This is a genomic window from Nocardia sp. 852002-20019_SCH5090214 (genome assembly GCF_001665865.1).
Taxonomy (GTDB): domain Bacteria; phylum Actinomycetota; class Actinomycetes; order Mycobacteriales; family Mycobacteriaceae; genus Nocardia; species Nocardia nova.
The window spans coordinates 15,252-33,183 of sequence record NZ_LZMK01000372.1; the positions used below are offsets into that span (position 1 = coordinate 15,252).

Below are 17,932 nucleotides of genomic sequence, written 5' to 3' on the forward strand. Positions count from 1 at the left end.
CCGGATGACGATCGTGGTCGGCGCGGTGCTGATGATCGCGCTGATCGAGCTGGTCGGCCTGAGCAACCAGCGCGAGATGTTGCCGATTCTGGTCGGGGTGCCGGTACTCGGGGCTCTGGCACTACTGCTGTGGTCGCTGGTCGCGCGTTCTCGGGCCCAGGCCGGCGCCGACCTCGACGACCACGACTTCGAGAACGGCCCGGCCGAAATGCTGAGCCGCTGGCACGCGCGGGCACAGATGCTCGCGACCCGTGCCGACGGCACCCGGGCCGATTGGGATCGCTATCTGCGCCCGCTGCTGGCCAAGGAGTTCGAACTGTCCAGCGGGCATCGGATCGCGAAGAACCGCAAGGCCACCGAGGCCGCCGGACGGCTGCAGTTCGGTCCGGAGCTGTGGCGCTGGGTGGATCCGGCCAATTCGTCGCCGCGCGATCAGACCTCGCGCGCGCCGGGCCGGGCCGCACTGGACGAGATTCTACGTCGCTTGCAGAGCATGTGAGCCGCTTGCAGAACATGTGAAATGGGTTGGAACTAGTGCGAGATCGGATATGACGACACCTTTGGATGTGACCATCAAACGCACCGATGCGGTGCTGCGGGAGATCGCCCGCGTCGTGGTCGGCAAGCGCGATGAGCTGCAGCTGATCATGGTCGCGGTGCTGTCGGGCGGCCACGTCCTGATCGAGGACCTACCGGGCTTGGGTAAGACGCTCATCGCCCGATCGTTCGCCACCGCATTGGGGTTGGACTTCACGCGCGTGCAGTTCACCCCGGATCTACTGCCCGCGGACCTGATCGGTTCGACCATCTACGACATGGCCTCGGGGCGGTTCAATTTCCGCCGCGGGCCCGTGTTCACCAACATGCTGCTCGCCGACGAGATCAACCGCACACCGCCCAAGACGCAGGCCGCACTGCTGGAGGCGATGGCCGAGGGGCAGGTGAGTATCGACGGCGAAACCTTCCCGCTGCCACAGCCGTTCATCGTGCTGGCCACCGACAACCCGATCGAGTACGAGGGCACCTATCCGCTGCCCGAGGCCCAGTTGGACCGATTCGCCATGCAGTTACGGCTGGGATATCTGTCGGAGAAGGACGAGACCCAGATGATCCGCCGCCGGCTCGAACGCGGCGCGGTCACCCCGCAGGTGGGTCAGGTGGTGGACGCGCAAGGTCTGGTGGAGATGCGCCAGGCGGTCGAATTCGTCACCGTCCACCCGGATGTGGTGACGTATGTGGTCGCCCTGGCCGCCGCCACCCGCGGTCATCCGCAGGTCGAGGTCGGTGCGAGCCCCCGCGCCGAACTGGATCTGGTGCAGATGGCGCGCGCCCGGGCGCTGCTGCTGGGACGCGACTACGTGATCCCGGAGGATGTGAAGGCGCTGGCGGTTCCGGCCATGGCGCACCGGATCACGCTGCGCCCGGAGATGTGGGTGCGCCGGATCCGCGGCGAGGACGTCATCTCCGAATTGCTCCGCCGTCTGCCCGTACCGCGCGCGACGGTGACATGAGACATCGCGATACCACCTCGGCGAGCGAGGTCGATCTGCGCTGGCGGCCCGCGCCGCTGGTGTACATGCTGGCGGTCGCCGCCGCGGTCGCGCTGGTGCCGGCGATCATGCTGGAGCGCTGGCAGCTGGCGGTCTTCGCGGCGCCGATGCTGGGTGTGCTGGCGACCGCGCCGATTCAGTTGTCGCGCACCAGGATTCAGGTCGACGGCGGGGGAGTGCTGCGTTGCTTCGAATCCGAGGAGGTCGAACTCGCGGTCGCCGCCTTCGTCGAACAGGGACATGCGCTGCTGCGCTGTCGCCCCGAGGAGGCGAACGGACTCGAGGTGCGCGTGGAGGAGTCGTCCGATTCCGGACCGGCTCCGGCGGGCCTGCGGTTGGCACTGTCCACGCAGCGCTGGGGCCGCTATCCGGTGACCGTGCGGCTGACGGCATTGAGTCCGGCCGGTCTGGCCCAGGCCGCGGCGAGTGTCGCGGCCGGCGAGGTCTACGTATATCCGATCGCGGACCCACAGCGAATGCGCCTGCCGCGCACCGAACTTCCGGAACGGATCGGTACCCATCTGACCCGCCGGCACGGTCCGGGCGTGGAATACGCCGATATTCGCGCCTACGCTCCCGGTGACGAATTGCGCATCGTCAACTGGCCGGTGAGTGCGCGTCGCGGCCGGTTGTACGTCACCCAACGGCTCACCAATCGCGCCGCGGATGTCGTTGTGCTGGTGGATACGTCGTTGCAGGCGCCGGGTCCGGCCTCGGATTCGATGGAGCTGACGGTGCGCGGCGCCGCACAGGTCGCGCAGACCGCGCTGCAGGCGGGCGACCGTACCGCCGTGGTGTGCCTGGGCCGCGCGCCGCGCTGGCTGCGGCCCGATATCGGACGCCGCCAGTTCTATCGCATCATCGACACGGTGCTCGGCGTGGGCGACGAGCACATTCCCAATGTCGGCACCCTGGCCCCGCATACGGCGGTACCGATCGGCGCGGTCGTGGTCGCGTTCTCGACCCTGCTCGACACCGAATTCGCGCTGGCCCTGATCGACCTGCGCAAACGCGGACATGCCGTGGTGGTGGTCGACGTGTTGCGCGGCACGCCGTTCAAGGACGGGCTGGATCCGACGCTGGCCCGGATGTGGCAGCTGGAACGCACCGCGATGTACCGCGACATGGGCACGGTCGGTGTGGATATCGTGCCCTGGCCCGAGGGGGCACGCCTCGACCAGGCGATGCGCCTGCTGCCCGAACATCGGCGAATGGTGCGGGTGAAGCGATGACGAGATTTCTGGCCGTGCTGTCGGGGCTGCTGCTGACCACCGCGGTGGGCATCGTGCTGCCGTGGGCCGCGATTCCGGTGTTCGTGACGGTGGTCGCGGGCTGGTGGTTCCGGTCGGTCGCGGTGGTGGCGGTGCTGATCGCGCTCGGTGCGCTGGCGTGGGCCGATACCGGGGCACTGGCCGCCGCCGGGACGGGTCTGGTCGCCACCACCTATCTGCTCAACACCGCCACGCTGCACGCCCCGGCGGGTGTGGTTCCCACCACACTGCCCTCGGTGATCGGCGCGCTCGGATTCGCCGCCGCGGCGGTGCTCGCAACGCTGATTCCGGGACGGCTGGCCTGGCTGCCGCTGGCCGCGCCCGTGCTGGTCATCGTTTTGTACGCCGCGATCGTGCAGGGCTTGACAGTGCGCGGGGACGCTCCGGATTCGGCGGAACCGACGTAGTCGAACGAGCGTGATATACCCCACAACCAGGGTGTTTGCCCTACTACGCGATGTCGTGGTTTCCTACTACACCTTGTAGTCTGATGGCATGTGGATTATCCCGATCATCGCTGTCATCTGTTCCGTCGCGATCGCCGGCCTGTTCGCCACCGGCTTCCCGGACTGACGCCGACAGGCACCACCCGGAACATCAGCGAACCGGGATGAGACGAAACCGCCCGACCGGCACTGCCGGTCGGGCGGTTTCTCGTTCGGCGGCCGGGCACCCGGGATCAGGCCGAGAAACTCAACCGCACATCACTCAGCACCGGGGCGTCCTCGCGTTCGACCACGGTGGCGCCGATGACGAGTTCGTCACCCTCGCGCCAGATCCGCGACCGGATCGTCTCGCCCGGATAGAGCACTCCCGCGAACCGCGCCCGGAAGCCGGTCACCCGGCTCGCGTCCGAGTCCAGCACGGTGTCGGTCGCGGTCTTGCACACCAGACCGTAGGTGCACAGGCCGTGCAGGATCGGATTGGGAAAGCCTGCGGCGCGGGCGAATTCGGGATCCGAATGCAGCGGGTTGCGGTCACCGCACATGCGGTACAGCAGCGCCTGCTGCGGCAGTGTCGGGGTGAGGACCTCGAAATCCGGGGTCCGATCGGGCAGTTCGGCCTTGGTGCTCGGGCCGCGCTCACCACCGAAACCGCCCTCGCCCTTGGCGAAGATCGAGGAACGCGCCGTCCACAGCGGCTGCCCGTCGGATCCGGTGATCACCGTCTCGTGTGCGATCACCGCCGCCGATCCCTTGTCCCACACCTCGGTGATCCGCCCGGTGCTGCTCGCCTTGCCCTCGGCCGGAATCGGCCGGTGCACAACGATTTCCTGGCTGCCGTGCACGACCTTGGCCAGATCGATCTCCACGCCGGGATAGCTCACCTTCGGCGGTTCGGTGACCCGCATCGTCGGTGCGACGGTCGCGAAGGTCGGCAGCACCTGCGGCTCCCGATCGTCGAGATATCGCAGTTCACCCGGATCGGTCCAGCGGGTACCGGCGCTCAGGCCCAGGTGGTACAGCTGCACATCCGACGGCGTCCAGGAGAACTCCTGGGCCGGAAGTTCCGCTCCCAGAGCGGTTTTCAAGTCAATCGGCATGATCTTTCCTTACTCCGCCACGTCGCGATCGCACCCGCGGCGACCGAGGGCGTCCCCGGTGCGCCCGGCTCCATTCGTCTCGGCCGGGCCGGGCGCACGGTAGGGGATGTCCCACTGAACGGTTCTACTTGCTCGCCGCGCCGGTGGGGGCCTTCTCCTCGCGCGCCTTCTCGACGATATCCATGACCGCCAGATAACCGAAGGTCAGCGCGGGTCCGATGGTCGCGCCGGGACCGGCGTAGGTGTGGCCCATGACCGGGGTCGAGGAGTTGCCGGCGGCGTAGAGGCCCTCGATCACGCTGCCGTCCGCCCGCAGCACGCGCGCCGCGGTGTCGGTGACCAGGCCGCCCTTGGTGCCCAGGTCGCCGGGCACGATCTTGGCGGCGTAGAACGGGCCCTGCACGAGGGCCGCCAGGCACGGGTTCGGCTTCACCGTCGGATCGCCGTAGTAGCGGTCGTAGTGGCTCTTGCCGCGCCCGAAGTCCTCGTCCACGCCCTTTTCCGCGAAGGCGTTGAAGCGGGCGACGGTGGCGGCGAGATTGTCCGCCGGCACGCCGAGACGCTGGGCCAGCTCCTCGAGGGTGTCGGCCTTGACGATGTTGTCGTTTTCCATCCAGCGGGACGGAAAGCGCTGGCCCGGCTGCAGCCCGGCGAAGATGTAGCGGTTGCGGTAGCGCTGGTCGAATACCAGCCAGGCCGGGATGTTCTCGCCCGGACCGTCACCCTGACCCCATTTGCCGCCGTACATGGTGTGCACGGCCTCGACGTAAGGAGCGGACTCATTACCGAATCGCTTACCGTCGGCGTTCACCATGATCGCGCCGGGCAGATTGCGCTCGGCCAGCGCGAACCACGGCTTGCCGCCCTTGAAGATGGTCGGCCCCCACCAGGCGTCCTCCATGAATCCGATGTCGCCGCCGACCTCCATACCGGCCCGGATGCCGTCACCGGTATTGGCCGCGGCGCCCGTGGTCCACTCGGTGGTGATGGGCTTGCGCTGGTACTGCTCGCGCATCTCGGCGTTGTGCTCGAAACCACCGGTGCCCAGCACCACGCCGTAGCGGGCCTTGAAGATCGTCGGCTCGCCGTCGACGGTCGCCTCGACACCCACGACCCGGTCGCCGTCGGTGATCAGCTTGGTCAGCGGGGTGTCGAGCAGCACCGGGACATTCGCGTCCATCAGGCCCTTGCGCATCGCGGCGATGATCGCCTGGCCCATGCCGACGATGTGCTTGCCGGTGAATTTCGCCAGGTAGGTGCGGGCGCCGACGCGCATGGCCCGCATCATGCCCTTCGGGTGGCGGCGGATCAGGTTCAGTCGGACGAAGTCGGTCTGCATGACCACGACGTTCAGCGGGGCCTTCGCATACGGCGGTTCCAGCTTGGCCGCCTCGGCGCCGAGCACCTTCAGGTCGAACGGCTTCGGCTCGCAGGAGCGGCCGGAGCCCAGGCCACCCGGGGCCTCGGGGTGGTAGTCGGAGTAGCCGGGGACCCAGGTCATCCGGAGCGGGCTGTGATCGAGAACGAAGTCGAAGGCCTCCGCGCCGCGATCGATGTAGGTGTCGATCTTCTCCTTCGGCACCACGTCACCGATGATGCTGTGCAGGTAGCGGCGGGCCTCCTCCCGGTCATCGGGCCGGCCGGACGCCTGGAGCGCCTTGTTGCCGGGGATCCACACACCGCCACCGCTACGCGCGGTCGAACCGCCGTAGTGTGCGGCCTTCTCGATGAGCACCGCACGCAGGCCGTGGTGCGCGGCGGCGAGGGCGGCGGTCATCCCGGCGGCGCCGCTGCCGACCACCACCACGTCGTATTCCCGATCAGTCATGTAGAACACGTTATAGAATCAGATCAGGTTCGGTCTATATTGGTCTGGCAGATGGGACTGCTGACACGAGAAAATGCAGGAAAACTCGTTTCAGTTTGTATCCCGCTCACCGGCTGGTCACCAGACCGAGCGCCCCAATGGAAGGAACAAGCGTGCTGTCCGACGCGGTACGGAATGAACTGGCCGCGGAGCTCGCGGTCGCCGAACGAGACCGGGTGCCGATCGATCCGCTGGTCACGCGGTATGCGGCGATCGATGTGGTCGACGCCTACGAGATTCAGCTCATCAACATCCGGCAGCGGCTGGCCGACGGCGCGAAGGTGGTCGGCCACAAGGTCGGGCTCTCCTCGAAGGCCATGCAGGAGATGATGGGCGTCGACGAACCCGACTACGGCCATCTGCTCGCCGATATGCAGGTGTTCGAGGATGTTCCGGTCGACACGTCGAAGTACCTGTTCCCGCGCGTCGAGGTCGAGGTCGGCTTCGTGCTGGGCGCGGATCTGCCCGGCGAGGAGTGCACCGAGGCCGACGTGCTGGCCGCGACGGTGGCCTACGCCCCCGCGATCGAGCTGATCGACACCCGCATCAAGAACTGGAATATCGCGTTGTGCGACACCATCGCCGACAACGCCTCCTCGGCCGGCTGGGTGCTCGGTCCGGAGCGGGTGGCCCCGGATACCTTGGACATCAAGGCGATCGACGCGACGCTGACCCGCAACGGCGAGGTCGTCGCGCAGGGCCGCAGCGACGCGGTGCTCGACGATCCGACCATCGCGGTGGCGTGGCTGGCCCGCAAGGTCGCCTCGTTCGGGGTGCGGTTGAAGGCCGGTGACATCGTGCTGCCGGGTTCCTGCACCCGCGCCATCGACGCCCGCCCGGGTGACGACTTCCATGCCGAGTTCGCTGGACTCGGTTCCGTCCGTTTGACATTCAGCTGAGGGAGATCAAGTGACTGACAACGGGAAGGTGACAGCCGCGATCGTCGGCTCCGGCAACATCAGCACCGATCTGCTGTACAAGCTGCTGCGGTCGGAGCGGATCGAGCCGCGCTGGATGATCGGTATCGATCCGGACAGTGAGGGGCTGAAGCGCGCCCGCGGGCTGGGTCTGGAGACCTCGCACGAGGGCGCCGACTGGCTGCTCGCGCTGCCGGAGAAGCCGGACATGCTCTTCGAGGCCACCTCGGCCTACGTACATCGCGAATACGCGCCGAAATACGAGGCGGCCGGTATCCGCGCGGTGGATCTGACCCCCGCCGCGGTCGGCCCGGCGGTCGTGCCGCCGGTGAATCTGGGCGCGAATATCGACACCCCGAACGTCAACATGATCACCTGCGGTGGGCAGGCGACGATTCCGATCGTCGCGGCCGTCTCGCGCGTGGTCGAGGTGCCCTATGCCGAGATCGTCGCCTCGGTGTCCTCGGTCTCGGCGGGTCCGGGTACTCGCGCCAATATCGACGAGTTCACCAAGACCACCAGCAAGGGTGTGGAGACCATCGGTGGTGCGAAGCGCGGTAAGGCGATCATCATCCTCAACCCGGCCGAGCCGCCGATGATCATGCGCGACACCATCTTCGCCGCCATTCCCGAGGATGCCGACACCGATGCGATCAGCGAATCCATCCACAAGATGGTCGCCGACATCCAGGAGTACGTGCCCGGCTACCGCCTGCTCAACGAACCGCAGTTCGACGAGCCGAGCGTGATTTCCGGTGGGATGGCGAAGGTTTCGGTCTTCGTGGAGGTCGAGGGCGCGGGCGACTTCCTGCCGCCCTACGCCGGCAACCTCGACATCATGACCGCCGCCGCCACCCGGGTGGGCGAGGTCATGGCCGAACAGATCCTCACGGCTCGGGTCTAGGAGGGACCAGATCATGAACTACGTATTGCAGCCGTTCTCCCAGGAACTCGACGTCCGCGTCACCGACACCTCGCTGCGCGACGGTTCCCATCACAAGCGTCACCAGTTCACCGCCACCGAGGTGCGCGATATCGTCGCGGCCGTCGACGCCGCGGGCGTGCCGGTGATCGAGGTGACCCACGGTGACGGCCTGGGTGGTTCCTCGTTCAACTACGGGTTCTCCAAAACCCCTGAGCAGGAATTGATCACGATCGCGGCGCAGACCGCGAAGCAGGCCAAGATCGCGGTTCTCATGCTGCCCGGCGTGGGCGTCAAGGAGGACATCAAGATCTCCCAGGACAACGGCGCGTCCATCGTCCGCATCGCCACCCACTGCACCGAGGCCGACGTCTCGATCCAGCACTTCGGCTACGCCCGCGACCTCGGCATGGAAACCGTCGGCTTCCTGATGATGTCGCATTCGCAGCCGCCGGAGGTGCTCGCGAAGCAGGCGCGCATCATGGCCGACGCGGGATGTCAGTGCGTCTACGTCGTGGACTCCGCCGGTGCGCTGGTGCTGGACCAGGTGTCCGACCGCATCGCCGCGGTCGCCGCCGAACTCGGTGACGACGCCCAGGTCGGCTTCCACGGCCACGAGAACCTCGACCTCGCCGTCGCCAACTCGATCTACGCGGTGAAGGCCGGCGCCAAGCAGATCGACGGCAGCGCGCGGCGTTTCGGCGCCGGTGCGGGCAACACCCCGGTCGAGGCGTTCGTCGGCGTCGCCGACAAGATCGGCATCAAGACCGGTATCGACTTCTTCGCGATCGCCGACGCCGCCGAGGATGTCGTGCGCCCGGCGATGCCGCAGGAATGCCTGCTGGACCGCCAGGCCCTGATGATGGGCTACGCCGGGGTGTACTCGAGCTTCCTCAAGCACGCCGAGCGTCAAGCCGAGCGTTACGGCGTCTCGGCGGCCGAAATGCTGGTGCGCGCCGGTAAGCGCAAGCTGGTCGGCGGCCAGGAGGACCAGTTGATCGACATCGCGCTGGAATTGCAGCGGGAACAGACCGCCTCCGCCTGAGCATATCGAGATCGACGGGCCGCGAACGTGAGTCGTTCGCGGCCCGTTCTCGTGTTCCGCCGTTAACGCGCGTGCGGTCCGAACCGATCCGAATTATGGGTCTGGGACGCGCTGTACCATTGCGCGGCAAGCAATTCTGTTCTCGGGTAATCGTTCGGACAAATAGAGGAGTTGCTGTGAACATGCGGGCGTTGATCGGTGGATCCGTTGCCGCCGTCGCGATTTCGATGGCCGGTGGGGCGGTGGCCGGTGCGCAGCCGTTCGTCGCCGCGAACGGGCCCACCGTGCAGAATCCGGCGGATTACCTGGTGGGCGACACGGTGTATTTCAGTGCCGGATACGCCAATTGCTCGATGCACCCGAACGGTGATGTGGGCTGTGATATCAGCCCCGGAATCGCCTACCTGTTCGGAATTCCCATCAACAACGTCGCCATCGATCTGCCGTTCCTCCCGGCGCATCCGACCTTCGGTCTGACCGGCCCGCTCGGACGCGCCGGCAGCCGCTCCATCGACTCGGGGCCCGCGTCCGACGGCTACGACTACGGCGGCGTCATCAACTACGGCGGCGCCACCTGCAGTGCCGGTGGACGCGGTGCCGTGCAGTGCAGCTCGAAGGGACACACCTTCAACTTCGGCTGGTCGGGCACCAACCTCAGCTGACGGCAGCACGGAACCGGCTCAGCGGGCCGCGAACGCTCCGACGTTCGCGGCTCGCGGTCGTTCGTGCGGCCGGGCGGATCGACCGGGTCGTTTCGATCGGCAACCGGGAACAGACAGGTTGATACACTCGTGTATCCACGTGTCCATGGAGAGGAAGCGTTCGTGACGTCGGTCGGTGCGCGGAATTCGTCCGAGGCCGGGCGCGGCCGGACATCGCAACGCCGCCGCGACGCATCGGCCGAATCGGGAACGCCGGGAGGGGCCGCTTCCGGCGGTGATGTCGCCGGTCCGAGGGGCGTAGCGACGCGCGAACCGCGAATGACCAAGCGGCGGGCCGAAACTCGGCAGCGGTTACTCGACGCCGCCTTCGACGCTTTCGCCGAAGAGGGGTTCGGTCGCTGCACGGTCGAGCAGATCTGTGAGCGCGCCGGGTTCACCCGGGGTGCGTTCTACTCCAACTTCAGCTCGCTGGAAGAGCTGTTCCTCGCGATGTGGGAGCTGCGCTCGGCCGAGATGCTGCGCGAGCTGACGGGAGTGCTCGAGTCGGAGACCGGCGCCGACGTCCAGGACCTGCGCGCCGGTGTGGAGCAGGTGCTGCGGGCGGTTCCGCTGGACGACAAGTGGTTTCGCATCACCGCCGAATTCACCGCCCACGCCCTGCGCAATCCGCCGCTGCGGCGGGTGATGGTCGCGCGGGAGAACGCCATCGTGGCGGCCCTGCTGCCGGTCCTGGAGGCGCTGCTGAACCGCGCCGGACGCACCGTCACCGACCGCGAGGGCCTCGGCCGCGCGGTGGTCGCGGTGCACGACGGAACCTCGCAGCAGTGCCTGCTCGAACCGGACGACCCCGCCGTCCGAGAACAGCGCACCACTCTGTTCACTCACGTCGCGATGGCCTACAGCGTGGGGCGCGACGCGCGATGACCCACCGCCGGAACGTCTGCGCCGATCCGCGGCAGCGAGCCGGCGCCATGCCGCCGAGTTCGCGGCGTCGGCCGTAGCCGCGCACAATCCGGGGGACGACAACTGTGCAGGAGGCGACGATGTCCGAACGACCCGCGCTGGCCGAGGCGCTGGATCTGCAACCGCATCCCGAAGGCGGCTGGTTCCGCGAAACCTACCGCAGCCCGGTCGAATTCGAGCCGGACGGCTACGACGGGCCGCGTGCGTCCGCCACCGCCATCCACTTTCTGCTGTTGCCGCACGAACGTTCCGCGCCGCATACGGTGCGCTCGGACGAGATCTGGCTGTGGCAGCGCGGTGGTCCGCTGCTGCTGAACATCGGCGGCGACGAAGTGATTCTCGGCCCCGACGTCGAACGGGGACAACTCCTGCAGGCCGTGGTGCCCGCCGGTGTCAGCCAGGCCGCACGTCCGGCCGGCGACGAATATGTGCTGGTGAGCTGCGTGGTCGCGCCCGGATTCGATTTCGCGGACTTCCGGCTGGACTGATCGCCGGGTGAACAAATCGTGCAAACCTCGGTGATTCGGCGCGATTTCCGCCTTTCGCGCGGAGGTTTGCACGAAGAATAGTTCAGGCCCGCCCACCGAATCCCTGTCGAATACGGTGGGCGGGCCTGAGCAACACGCCTGCCTACTCGTCGATCGCCAGGATGCCCTCATCGATCGCATACTGGATCGACTTCTCCAGGTCCGGGCACGGATCCGGCCGCCCCGGCCCGGCCAGCTTCGCGAAGACCGGGCAGTGTTCGGCCGGGCTGACCGTCCACTGCACCGAGCGCTGGTGCGAGGAGGACTTGCGGACCAGGACTTCCACTCCGCATGCCCGGCAGGCCACCGGCGTCAGGCCGTCTTCGAGATAGCGCTGCTTGTCGACGACCGTCTGGGCACGCACCTGTTCCCGGCGTTCCGGGCGGTCCGCGAAATCGGGTGCTTTCGCCCAGGAGACCATCAGGCACCCGCCTCCTGCTTGACGGCAGGGTCCGTCTTGCCGGCCGCCTCTTCTTCTTCCTTCTTGCGCCGCAGATTCTCGGCGACCTCGGCCTCCCAGTGCTCGTTGGCCTTGGTGGTGTCGACCTCGAATTCGAAGCGCTGCACCATCTTCGGGTCGATATCGGCGACGTCGACGTAGAACTGGTCGTACCAGCGGCGCAGCTGGTAGACCGGGCCGTCCTCCTCGCAGAGCAGCGGGTTGTCGATCTTGGACTTGTGCTTCCAGATCTCCACGTCCTGCAGGAAGCCGTCGCCGAAGAAGTCGGTCATGGACTTGGCCAGCTTCTCCGCCGTCTCGTCGTCGATGCCCTTGGGCTTCTCGACCGACAGGCCGTACTGCAGCACGAACGAATCCTGCGTGACCGGGTAGTGGCAGTTGATCAGCTGGACCTTGATCTGGTAGCCGCCGTAGATATTGGTCAGCGGATTGATCATGTAGGACGGCCCGAAGTAGGACGCCTCCGACTTCAGCAGCGTCTCCCCGCCGTACTTGGCGGCCATGCCGATGTCCGGACGGCCCTTGGTCTCGAGGAACTGCGTGGCCACGTGGCCTTCGAAGACGTTCTTGAAGTACGTCGGGAAGGCGAAGTGGATGTAGAAGAAGTGGGCCATGTCCACCACGTTGTCCACGATCTCGCGGCAGTTGGCGCCCTCGATCAGCATCGTGTTCCAGGTGAACGGGGTCCAATCGCTGTTGCGCTCCTCCACCGGGTTGCCGTCGGCATCGGTGTAGGGCCCCTCGATGTAGGGGATCGTGACGTCGTCCGGCGGCGGGTTGCCCTCGTGGTCGTGCCAGACGTACAGCTGGCCGTTGCGCTCGAGGGTGGTCCAGGCGCGGGTACGGGCCAGCGGCGGCACGCGGCGCGCATAGGGGATCGAGGTGCAGCGGCCGTTGCCGCCCCAGCGCCAGTCGTGGAACGGGCACGCGATGGAGTCGCCCTTGATCTCGCCCATGCTGAGATCGCCGCCCAGGTGGCGGCAGTAGGCGTCGAGCACCTTCAGCTCGTCGTTGCTGTCGGCCCACACCACGAGTTTGGTGCCGAAAGCCTGCACGGCATGCGGCTTACCGTCGCGAAACGTCTCGGCCAGGCCCAGGCAATGCCAGCCCCGCGCGTACCGCGTCGGTGTCGAGCCGACGTCGATCTCGCGGACCTTCCCGCTCCGCTGTGCGGTTTCTGCCATCGTCATCCCTCCTCTGGAAGTACTAGAACACGTTACAAAATTGAGCGGCCCAGCGCCAGCTATTCCGTTGACTACCAGGCAAAGGTGTTCGTTGTGGGACAATGAACACCCGTTCTCGACATAAATAAGAACGTGTTCTAGTCTCAAGACAAGTATCGGTTCCGCAGAACGGAATGCGACCGATACACCCGTTCCGATTTCGACCAGGCAGGAGCAGCCCCCGAGATGACGCAAGAAGTAACCGAGCGGGTCGAAGCACTGTTGCCGAAGCTGCGCGAACAAGCGCAGGAGGCAGAAGATCTGCGCCGCATCCCAGACGAGACCATGAAGGCGCTGCAAGAGACCGGTTTCTTCAAGCTGCTGCAGCCGCGCCAGTGGGGCGGATACGCCGCCGACCCGGTCGTGTTCTACGACACCGTGCGCAAGATCGCCAGCGCCTGCGGTTCCACCGGCTGGGTGGCCGGCATCATCGGCGTGCACAACTGGCATCTGGCGCTGTTCGACCAGCAGGCACAGGAAGAGGTCTGGGGCGAGGACACCCAGGTCCGCATTTCCTCCTCCTACGCCCCGATGGGCGCCGGCGTGGTGACCGAGAGCGGCGACGGCTACATCGTCAACGGCTCCTGGGCCTGGTCGTCGGGTAGCGATCATGCCACCTGGACCTTCGTCGGCGGTCCGGTGATCAAGGACGGCAAGCCGGTGGACTTCGGCAGCTTCCTGGTTCCGCGCACCGACTACCGCATCGACGACGTGTGGAACGTGGTGGGCCTCAAGGGCACCGGTTCCAACACGCTGGTGCTGGAGAACGTCTTCGTGCCGCGGCACCGGTTCCTCAGCTACAAGAGCATGAACGACCTGACCGCGCCGGGTCTGCAGCAGAACACCGATCCGGTCTACAAGATGCCGTGGGGCACCATCCATCCCACCACCATCTCCACGCCGATCGTCGGCATGGCCTACGGCGCGCTGGACGCGCACGTGGAGCACCAGGGCAAGCGCCTGCGCGCGGCCTACGCCGGTGAGAAGGCCAAGGACGACCCGTTCGCCAAGGTGCGCATCGCCGAGGCCGCCAGCGATATCGACGCCGCGTGGCGCCAGCTGTCGGGCAACGTCGCCGACGAGTACAAGCTCCTGGTCGCCGGCGAGGAGATTCCGTTCGACCTGCGCGTGGCTGCGCGCCGCGATCAGGTCCGTGCGACCGGCCGGGCCATCGCCTCGATCGACAAGCTGTTCGAGAGCTCGGGTGCGACCGCGCTCGCGAACGGCACTCCGCTGCAGCGGTTCTGGCGTGACGCGCACGCCGGTCGCGTGCACGCCGCCAACGATCCCGAGCGCGCCTACATGATGTACGGCACCCACGCGTTCGGGCTGCCGGTCACCGACGGGATGGTGTGATGACCGCCGTTTCGGAGCTGACCTACGAGTCCACCTCGAAGTTCGCCCAGGTCCGCCCGGATCTGAAGCTGCACTACCACGAGGCCGGTGAGGGTAACGGCCCCACCATCGTGCTGTTGCACGGCGGCGGTCCGGGTGCCTCGTCGTGGTCGAACTTCGCGCGCAACATCCCGGTGCTGGCGCAGCACTTCCACGTGCTGGCCGTGGACCAGCCGGGCTTCGGGCAGTCGGACAAGCCGACCGATCACCCGCAGTACTTCGTGCACAGCGCCTCGGCGCTGAAGGATCTGCTCGACACCCTGGGCATCACCGACCGCGTTCACCTGCTGGGCAATTCGCTGGGCGGCGGCGCGGCGGTGCGCTTCGCCCTCGACTATCCGGACCGGGCCGGCAAGCTGGTGCTGATGGGTCCGGGCGGACTGAGCACCAACCTGTTCGCCCCGGACCCCACCGAGGGTGTCAAGGCGCTGGGCAAGTTCAACGTCGAGCCCACCCGCGACAATCTGGAGAAGTTCCTGCGGATCATGGTCTTCGACCAGTCGCTGATCACGCCGGAACTGCTCGACGAGCGCTTCGCCTCGGCCAACACGCCCGAAGCGCTGGCCGCGACCCGCGCGATGGGAAAGTCGTTCGCCAGTGCGGATTTCGAGAAGGGCATGCTGTGGCGGGAGGCCTACAAGCTGCGCCAGCCGGTGCTGCTCATCTGGGGTCGTGAGGATCGGGTGAATCCGCTCGACGGCGCGCTCGTGGCGCTGAAGACCATCCCGCGCGCGCAGCTGCACGTGTTCGGCGGTTGCGGGCACTGGGCGCAGCTGGAAAAGTTCGACGAATTCAACCGGCTGGCAACCGATTTCCTCTTCGGTGTGAAGGAGGCCCGATGACCTACCATGGCGCAGCCGGTCATCGGGCCGACCGGGTGCGGGTGTCCCGCAAAGCAAAGGAGACCCGATGAGTATTCGTGCGCTCGGTTATATGCGCATCGAGGCGACCGACGTGGCCGCCTGGCGCGAGTACGGGCTCAAGGTGCTCGGCATGATGGAGGCCGACGGGCCCAACCCCGACGCCCTCTACCTGCGGATGGACGATTTCCCCGCCCGCCTGGTGATCGTGCCGGGCGAGAAGGACCGCCTGCAGGTCTCCGGCTGGGAGGTCACCGACGCCCCTGGGCTGCAACGACTTCGGGAGACGCTGACCAAGGCCGACGTCGCCTTCGAAGAGGGCACCAAGGACGAGCTCGCGGAGCGGCGCGTCGAGGGCATGATCCGCTTCCAGGATCCCTCCGGCAATACGCTCGAGGCGTTCTACGGCGCCCAGTACCTGGCCCGGCGCTTCGTCAGCCCTTACGGCCACAAGTTCGTCACCGCCGAACAGGGTCTGGGCCATGTGGTGCTGACCTGCAACGACGATGCCGAAGCGCAGGCGTTCTATCAGGATGTGCTCGGTTTCCGGCTGCGCGATTCGATGCGGCTGCCGCCGCAGGTCGTCGGCCGGCCCGCCGACGGCGACCCGGCGTGGCTGCGCTTCTACGGCTGCAATCCCCGCCATCACGCGCTGGCGTTCCTGCCGCTGCCGAATCCGACCGGCATCGTGCACCTCATGGTCGAGGTGGAGAATTCCGACGACGTCGGGCTCTGCCTGGATCGCGCGCTGCGCAAGAAGGTCAAGATGTCGGCCACCCTCGGCCGGCACATCAACGACAAGATGTTGTCGTTCTACATGAAGACCCCCGGCGGATTCGACATCGAATTCGGCTGTGAGGGTTTGGAAGTCGACGACCACTCCTGGATCGCGCGGGAATCCACCGCGGTGAGCCTGTGGGGTCACGACTTCACGGTGGGATTCAAGTAGCGAGCGCGGAGAGGGTGACAACCATGACCGCCACGGGCGAATACCCGGAGATCGACGGCCGGCAGTTCCGGAATGTGCTGGGGCAGTTCTGCACCGGTATCACGGTGATCACCACCTTCACCGAGGCCGAGGACGCCGAGCGGGCGCCGATCGGTTTCGCCTGTCAGTCCTTCGCCGCCCTCTCCCTCGACCCGCCGCTGGTGCTGTTCTGCCCCACCAAGGGGTCGCGGTCCTGGGCCGCGATCGAGCAGTCGGGGCGGTTCTGCGTGAACGTCCTGGCCGAGGAACAACAACAGGTGTGTGCCCGCTTCGGTTCCCGCGAACCCGACAAGTTCGCCGGAATCGGCTGGAGCACTTCGGAGCTGGGACTTCCGGTCCTGGACGACGCGCTGGCCACGATCCAGTGCACGGTGGACAGCGTCGTCGACGGCGGCGATCACTACATCGTGATCGGCCGGGTACAGGCCCTGTCGGAGTCCACGGACTCCGGCAGGCCGCTGCTCTTCTACCGCGGCCAGTACACCGCCATCGAACCCGAGAAGACCACCCCGGCCCCCTGGCGAGCCGACCTCGAACACTTCCTCACCACCACCACCCTGGACACCTGGTTGTAGGTCCGGGCGATCGTCGAGGGCGGGCACCTTTCCGGGTGGCCGCCCTCCGCTGTTTCGCGTGGCCGGCCGGGATCCGGAAGACGTCGGGCGGGTCGTAGTGGGCCCGCGCGTCGGCGTCGCACGGTGACAGCCGGGCGCCGCCATGCCGGTGCGTTGACCGTGGCCGGATCGGTCAGCATGCTGGTGATCGTCGCGGTGTGAGATCGGCCGAGTGGGGCAGTGTGTGGATATCTTGAGCGAGACGGTGGCGGCGGTGCGAACCGGAATGCCCGCCTCCGGGCTGTTCGTGCGGCATGCACCGTGGGGGAGGCGGTATCCGCTGGTTCCGGGCGCCGGATTCCATATCGTGCTGCAGGGTGAATGCTGGTTGGTGGCACCGGATTCGGGGCCGGTGGTGATGGGGCCGGGCGATGTGCTGTTCATGCCACGCGGTGCGGCGCATGTGATAGCGGACAGTCCGCACAGTGCGGTCACCGAGGTGGCCAGGCCGGGGGAGCCACGGGAACTTCCCGGACCGGGGGCGCGCACGACGCTGCTGTGCGGTGCGTACGAGGTCAGCCGCAGCCGCAGCCACCCGCTGCTGGACCAACTGCCCGACTTCCTGCATCTACCCGCCGATCCGGGCCGCTCCCCGGCGCTGCGTGCCGCGGTGGATCTGCTCGTCGGCGAGCTCACCGAACCGCGGCCGGGCACCGACGCCGCCGTACCCGCGCTGCTGGATACGCTGCTGCTGTTCGTCCTGCGCTCCTGGTACGAACAGGCCGAAACCTCCGGCTGGGCGGGCGCTTTTGCCGATCCGGCGGTGTCGGCCGCGTTGCGCGCCATCCACGCCGAACCCGCGCGGGCCTGGACCGTGCCGGGGCTGAGCGCGGTGGCGGGAGTCTCCCGCGCCACCCTGGCCCGCCGCTTCGCGGCGACCGTCGGCGAAGCGCCGCTGGCGTATCTGACCCGCTGGCGCATGCTCACCGCCGCGCGCCTGCTGCGCGAGACCGACCTGCCGATCGCGGCGGTCGCGCACCGGGTCGGCTACGGCTCCGAATTCGCCTTCGCCAAGGCGTTCAAGCGCGAGTACACCCTCGCTCCCGGGCGTTATCGCCGCGCCGAGGAGTTGCCGCCCGTCCTCGCGGTGTGAGGAGATCGGAGGCGTCCGGAAAGCCCTGTGCC

At 67.3% G+C, this 17,932-nt stretch carries 19 protein-coding genes; 15 read left to right on the forward strand and 4 right to left on the reverse strand.

Features of this window, described 5'->3' with window-relative positions; all coding sequences use genetic code 11:
- The first annotated feature begins 4 nt into the window (after positions 1 to 4).
- From A5780_RS30295 to A5780_RS30310, 4 genes are read left to right on the forward strand one after another with little or no spacing between them, the layout of a single operon-like run.
- Positions 5 to 499 (forward strand): hypothetical protein, encoded by a 495-nt coding sequence (locus A5780_RS30295; protein ID WP_064910661.1) that lies wholly within the window; start codon positions 5 to 7, stop codon positions 497 to 499.
- 49 nt (positions 500 to 548) lie between these two features.
- On the forward strand, positions 549 to 1,511 hold the full coding sequence (locus tag A5780_RS30300) for a MoxR family ATPase (protein ID WP_030517297.1): 963 nt from the start codon (positions 549 to 551) through the stop codon (positions 1,509 to 1,511).
- Entirely contained in the window at positions 1,508 to 2,782 is a 1,275-nt protein-coding gene (locus A5780_RS30305; protein ID WP_064910637.1) for a DUF58 domain-containing protein, read from the forward strand. The genes A5780_RS30300 and A5780_RS30305 overlap by 4 nt, the downstream gene beginning before the upstream one ends.
- Positions 2,779 to 3,228: a hypothetical protein gene (locus A5780_RS30310; RefSeq protein WP_030517295.1), complete on the forward strand. Its 450-nt coding sequence runs from the start codon at positions 2,779 to 2,781 to the stop codon at positions 3,226 to 3,228. Before A5780_RS30305 ends, A5780_RS30310 begins: the two co-directional genes overlap by 4 nt.
- A gap of 272 nt (positions 3,229 to 3,500) precedes the next feature.
- Here A5780_RS30310 and A5780_RS30315 read toward each other — a convergent pair whose 3' ends face one another.
- Together A5780_RS30315 and kstD are read right to left on the reverse strand one after the other, a co-directional pair.
- A complete protein-coding gene (locus A5780_RS30315; RefSeq protein WP_030517294.1) occupies positions 3,501 to 4,364 on the reverse strand; it encodes a MaoC family dehydratase in 864 nt (287 codons plus the stop codon).
- Between the two features lie 124 nt (positions 4,365 to 4,488).
- Positions 4,489 to 6,192: a 3-oxosteroid 1-dehydrogenase gene (kstD, locus tag A5780_RS30320; RefSeq protein ID WP_082856678.1), complete on the reverse strand. Its 1,704-nt coding sequence runs from the start codon at positions 6,190 to 6,192 to the stop codon at positions 4,489 to 4,491.
- A 152-nt stretch (positions 6,193 to 6,344) separates the two neighbouring features.
- On the opposite strand from kstD, the gene A5780_RS30325 reads away from it, so the two are divergent.
- From A5780_RS30325 to A5780_RS30350, 6 genes are all read left to right on the forward strand, one after another.
- Positions 6,345 to 7,130, forward strand: a complete 786-nt coding sequence (locus A5780_RS30325) for a 2-keto-4-pentenoate hydratase (protein WP_063010072.1) — start codon at positions 6,345 to 6,347, stop codon at positions 7,128 to 7,130.
- Between the two features lie 10 nt (positions 7,131 to 7,140).
- A complete protein-coding gene (locus A5780_RS30330; protein WP_030517291.1) occupies positions 7,141 to 8,052 on the forward strand; it encodes an acetaldehyde dehydrogenase (acetylating) in 912 nt (303 codons plus the stop codon).
- 13 nt (positions 8,053 to 8,065) lie between these two features.
- Complete coding sequence (dmpG, locus tag A5780_RS30335) at positions 8,066 to 9,115, forward strand: 4-hydroxy-2-oxovalerate aldolase (protein WP_062994502.1); 1,050 nt, start codon at positions 8,066 to 8,068, stop codon at positions 9,113 to 9,115.
- Positions 9,116 to 9,291: 176 nt separating this feature from the next.
- The gene (locus A5780_RS30340; protein WP_063010070.1) at positions 9,292 to 9,777 is read left to right on the forward strand and encodes a hypothetical protein; all 486 of its coding nucleotides are present in this window, start codon (positions 9,292 to 9,294) and stop codon (positions 9,775 to 9,777) included.
- A 318-nt stretch (positions 9,778 to 10,095) separates the two neighbouring features.
- Complete coding sequence (locus tag A5780_RS30345; RefSeq protein ID WP_064910663.1) at positions 10,096 to 10,701, forward strand: TetR/AcrR family transcriptional regulator; 606 nt, start codon at positions 10,096 to 10,098, stop codon at positions 10,699 to 10,701.
- A 119-nt stretch (positions 10,702 to 10,820) separates the two neighbouring features.
- Entirely contained in the window at positions 10,821 to 11,228 is a 408-nt protein-coding gene (locus A5780_RS30350; protein ID WP_063006833.1) for a cupin domain-containing protein, read from the forward strand.
- Positions 11,229 to 11,370: 142 nt separating this feature from the next.
- Here the strand turns inward: A5780_RS30350 and A5780_RS30355 are convergent, their stop codons facing one another.
- Complete coding sequence (locus A5780_RS30355; protein ID WP_030517286.1) at positions 11,371 to 11,688, reverse strand: hypothetical protein; 318 nt, start codon at positions 11,686 to 11,688, stop codon at positions 11,371 to 11,373.
- The gene (locus A5780_RS30360) at positions 11,688 to 12,911 is read right to left on the reverse strand and encodes a Rieske 2Fe-2S domain-containing protein (RefSeq protein WP_064906844.1); all 1,224 of its coding nucleotides are present in this window, start codon (positions 12,909 to 12,911) and stop codon (positions 11,688 to 11,690) included. The genes A5780_RS30355 and A5780_RS30360 overlap by 1 nt, the downstream gene beginning before the upstream one ends.
- 225 nt (positions 12,912 to 13,136) lie before the next feature.
- On the opposite strand from A5780_RS30360, the gene hsaA reads away from it, so the two are divergent.
- From hsaA to A5780_RS30385, 5 genes are all read left to right on the forward strand, one after another.
- Positions 13,137 to 14,306 carry a 3-hydroxy-9,10-secoandrosta-1,3,5(10)-triene-9,17-dione monooxygenase oxygenase subunit gene (hsaA, locus tag A5780_RS30365; RefSeq protein ID WP_030517284.1) on the forward strand — a complete coding sequence of 390 codons (1,170 nt, stop codon included), beginning with the start codon at positions 13,137 to 13,139 and terminating at the stop codon, positions 14,304 to 14,306.
- Positions 14,306 to 15,187 carry a 4,5:9,10-diseco-3-hydroxy-5,9,17-trioxoandrosta-1(10),2-diene-4-oate hydrolase gene (hsaD, locus tag A5780_RS30370; protein WP_030517283.1) on the forward strand — a complete coding sequence of 294 codons (882 nt, stop codon included), beginning with the start codon at positions 14,306 to 14,308 and terminating at the stop codon, positions 15,185 to 15,187. The genes hsaA and hsaD overlap by 1 nt, the downstream gene beginning before the upstream one ends.
- A 67-nt stretch (positions 15,188 to 15,254) precedes the next feature.
- Positions 15,255 to 16,154, forward strand: a complete 900-nt coding sequence (hsaC, locus tag A5780_RS30375; protein WP_030517282.1) for an iron-dependent extradiol dioxygenase HsaC — start codon at positions 15,255 to 15,257, stop codon at positions 16,152 to 16,154.
- 23 nt (positions 16,155 to 16,177) lie between these two features.
- Entirely contained in the window at positions 16,178 to 16,768 is a 591-nt protein-coding gene (gene hsaB, locus A5780_RS30380) for a 3-hydroxy-9,10-secoandrosta-1,3,5(10)-triene-9,17-dione monooxygenase reductase subunit (RefSeq protein WP_030517281.1), read from the forward strand.
- 223 nt (positions 16,769 to 16,991) lie between these two features.
- Entirely contained in the window at positions 16,992 to 17,900 is a 909-nt protein-coding gene (locus A5780_RS30385) for an AraC family transcriptional regulator (RefSeq protein ID WP_064910639.1), read from the forward strand.
- The last annotated feature ends 32 nt before the right edge of the window (positions 17,901 to 17,932 follow it).

Bases quoted from the DNA above. Each gene is read 5' to 3' on its own strand.
- A5780_RS30315 (WP_030517294.1), bottom strand. From the start codon at position 4,364: ATGCCGATTGACTTGAAAACCGCTCTGGGAGCGGAACTTCCGGCCCAG.
- A5780_RS30295 (WP_064910661.1), top strand. From the start codon at position 5: ATGACGATCGTGGTCGGCGCGGTGCTGATGATCGCGCTGATCGAGCTG.
- dmpG (WP_062994502.1), top strand. From the start codon at position 8,066: ATGAACTACGTATTGCAGCCGTTCTCCCAGGAACTCGACGTCCGCGTC.
- A5780_RS30305 (WP_064910637.1), top strand. From the start codon at position 1,508: ATGAGACATCGCGATACCACCTCGGCGAGCGAGGTCGATCTGCGCTGG.
- A5780_RS30345 (WP_064910663.1), top strand. From the start codon at position 10,096: ATGACCAAGCGGCGGGCCGAAACTCGGCAGCGGTTACTCGACGCCGCC.
- hsaA (WP_030517284.1), top strand. From the start codon at position 13,137: ATGACGCAAGAAGTAACCGAGCGGGTCGAAGCACTGTTGCCGAAGCTG.
- hsaD (WP_030517283.1), top strand. From the start codon at position 14,306: ATGACCGCCGTTTCGGAGCTGACCTACGAGTCCACCTCGAAGTTCGCC.
- kstD (WP_082856678.1), bottom strand. From the start codon at position 6,192: ATGACTGATCGGGAATACGACGTGGTGGTGGTCGGCAGCGGCGCCGCC.
- A5780_RS30360 (WP_064906844.1), bottom strand. From the start codon at position 12,911: ATGGCAGAAACCGCACAGCGGAGCGGGAAGGTCCGCGAGATCGACGTC.
- hsaC (WP_030517282.1), top strand. From the start codon at position 15,255: ATGAGTATTCGTGCGCTCGGTTATATGCGCATCGAGGCGACCGACGTG.
- hsaB (WP_030517281.1), top strand. From the start codon at position 16,178: ATGACCGCCACGGGCGAATACCCGGAGATCGACGGCCGGCAGTTCCGG.
- A5780_RS30355 (WP_030517286.1), bottom strand. From the start codon at position 11,688: ATGGTCTCCTGGGCGAAAGCACCCGATTTCGCGGACCGCCCGGAACGC.
- A5780_RS30310 (WP_030517295.1), top strand. From the start codon at position 2,779: ATGACGAGATTTCTGGCCGTGCTGTCGGGGCTGCTGCTGACCACCGCG.
- A5780_RS30300 (WP_030517297.1), top strand. From the start codon at position 549: ATGACGACACCTTTGGATGTGACCATCAAACGCACCGATGCGGTGCTG.
- A5780_RS30350 (WP_063006833.1), top strand. From the start codon at position 10,821: ATGTCCGAACGACCCGCGCTGGCCGAGGCGCTGGATCTGCAACCGCAT.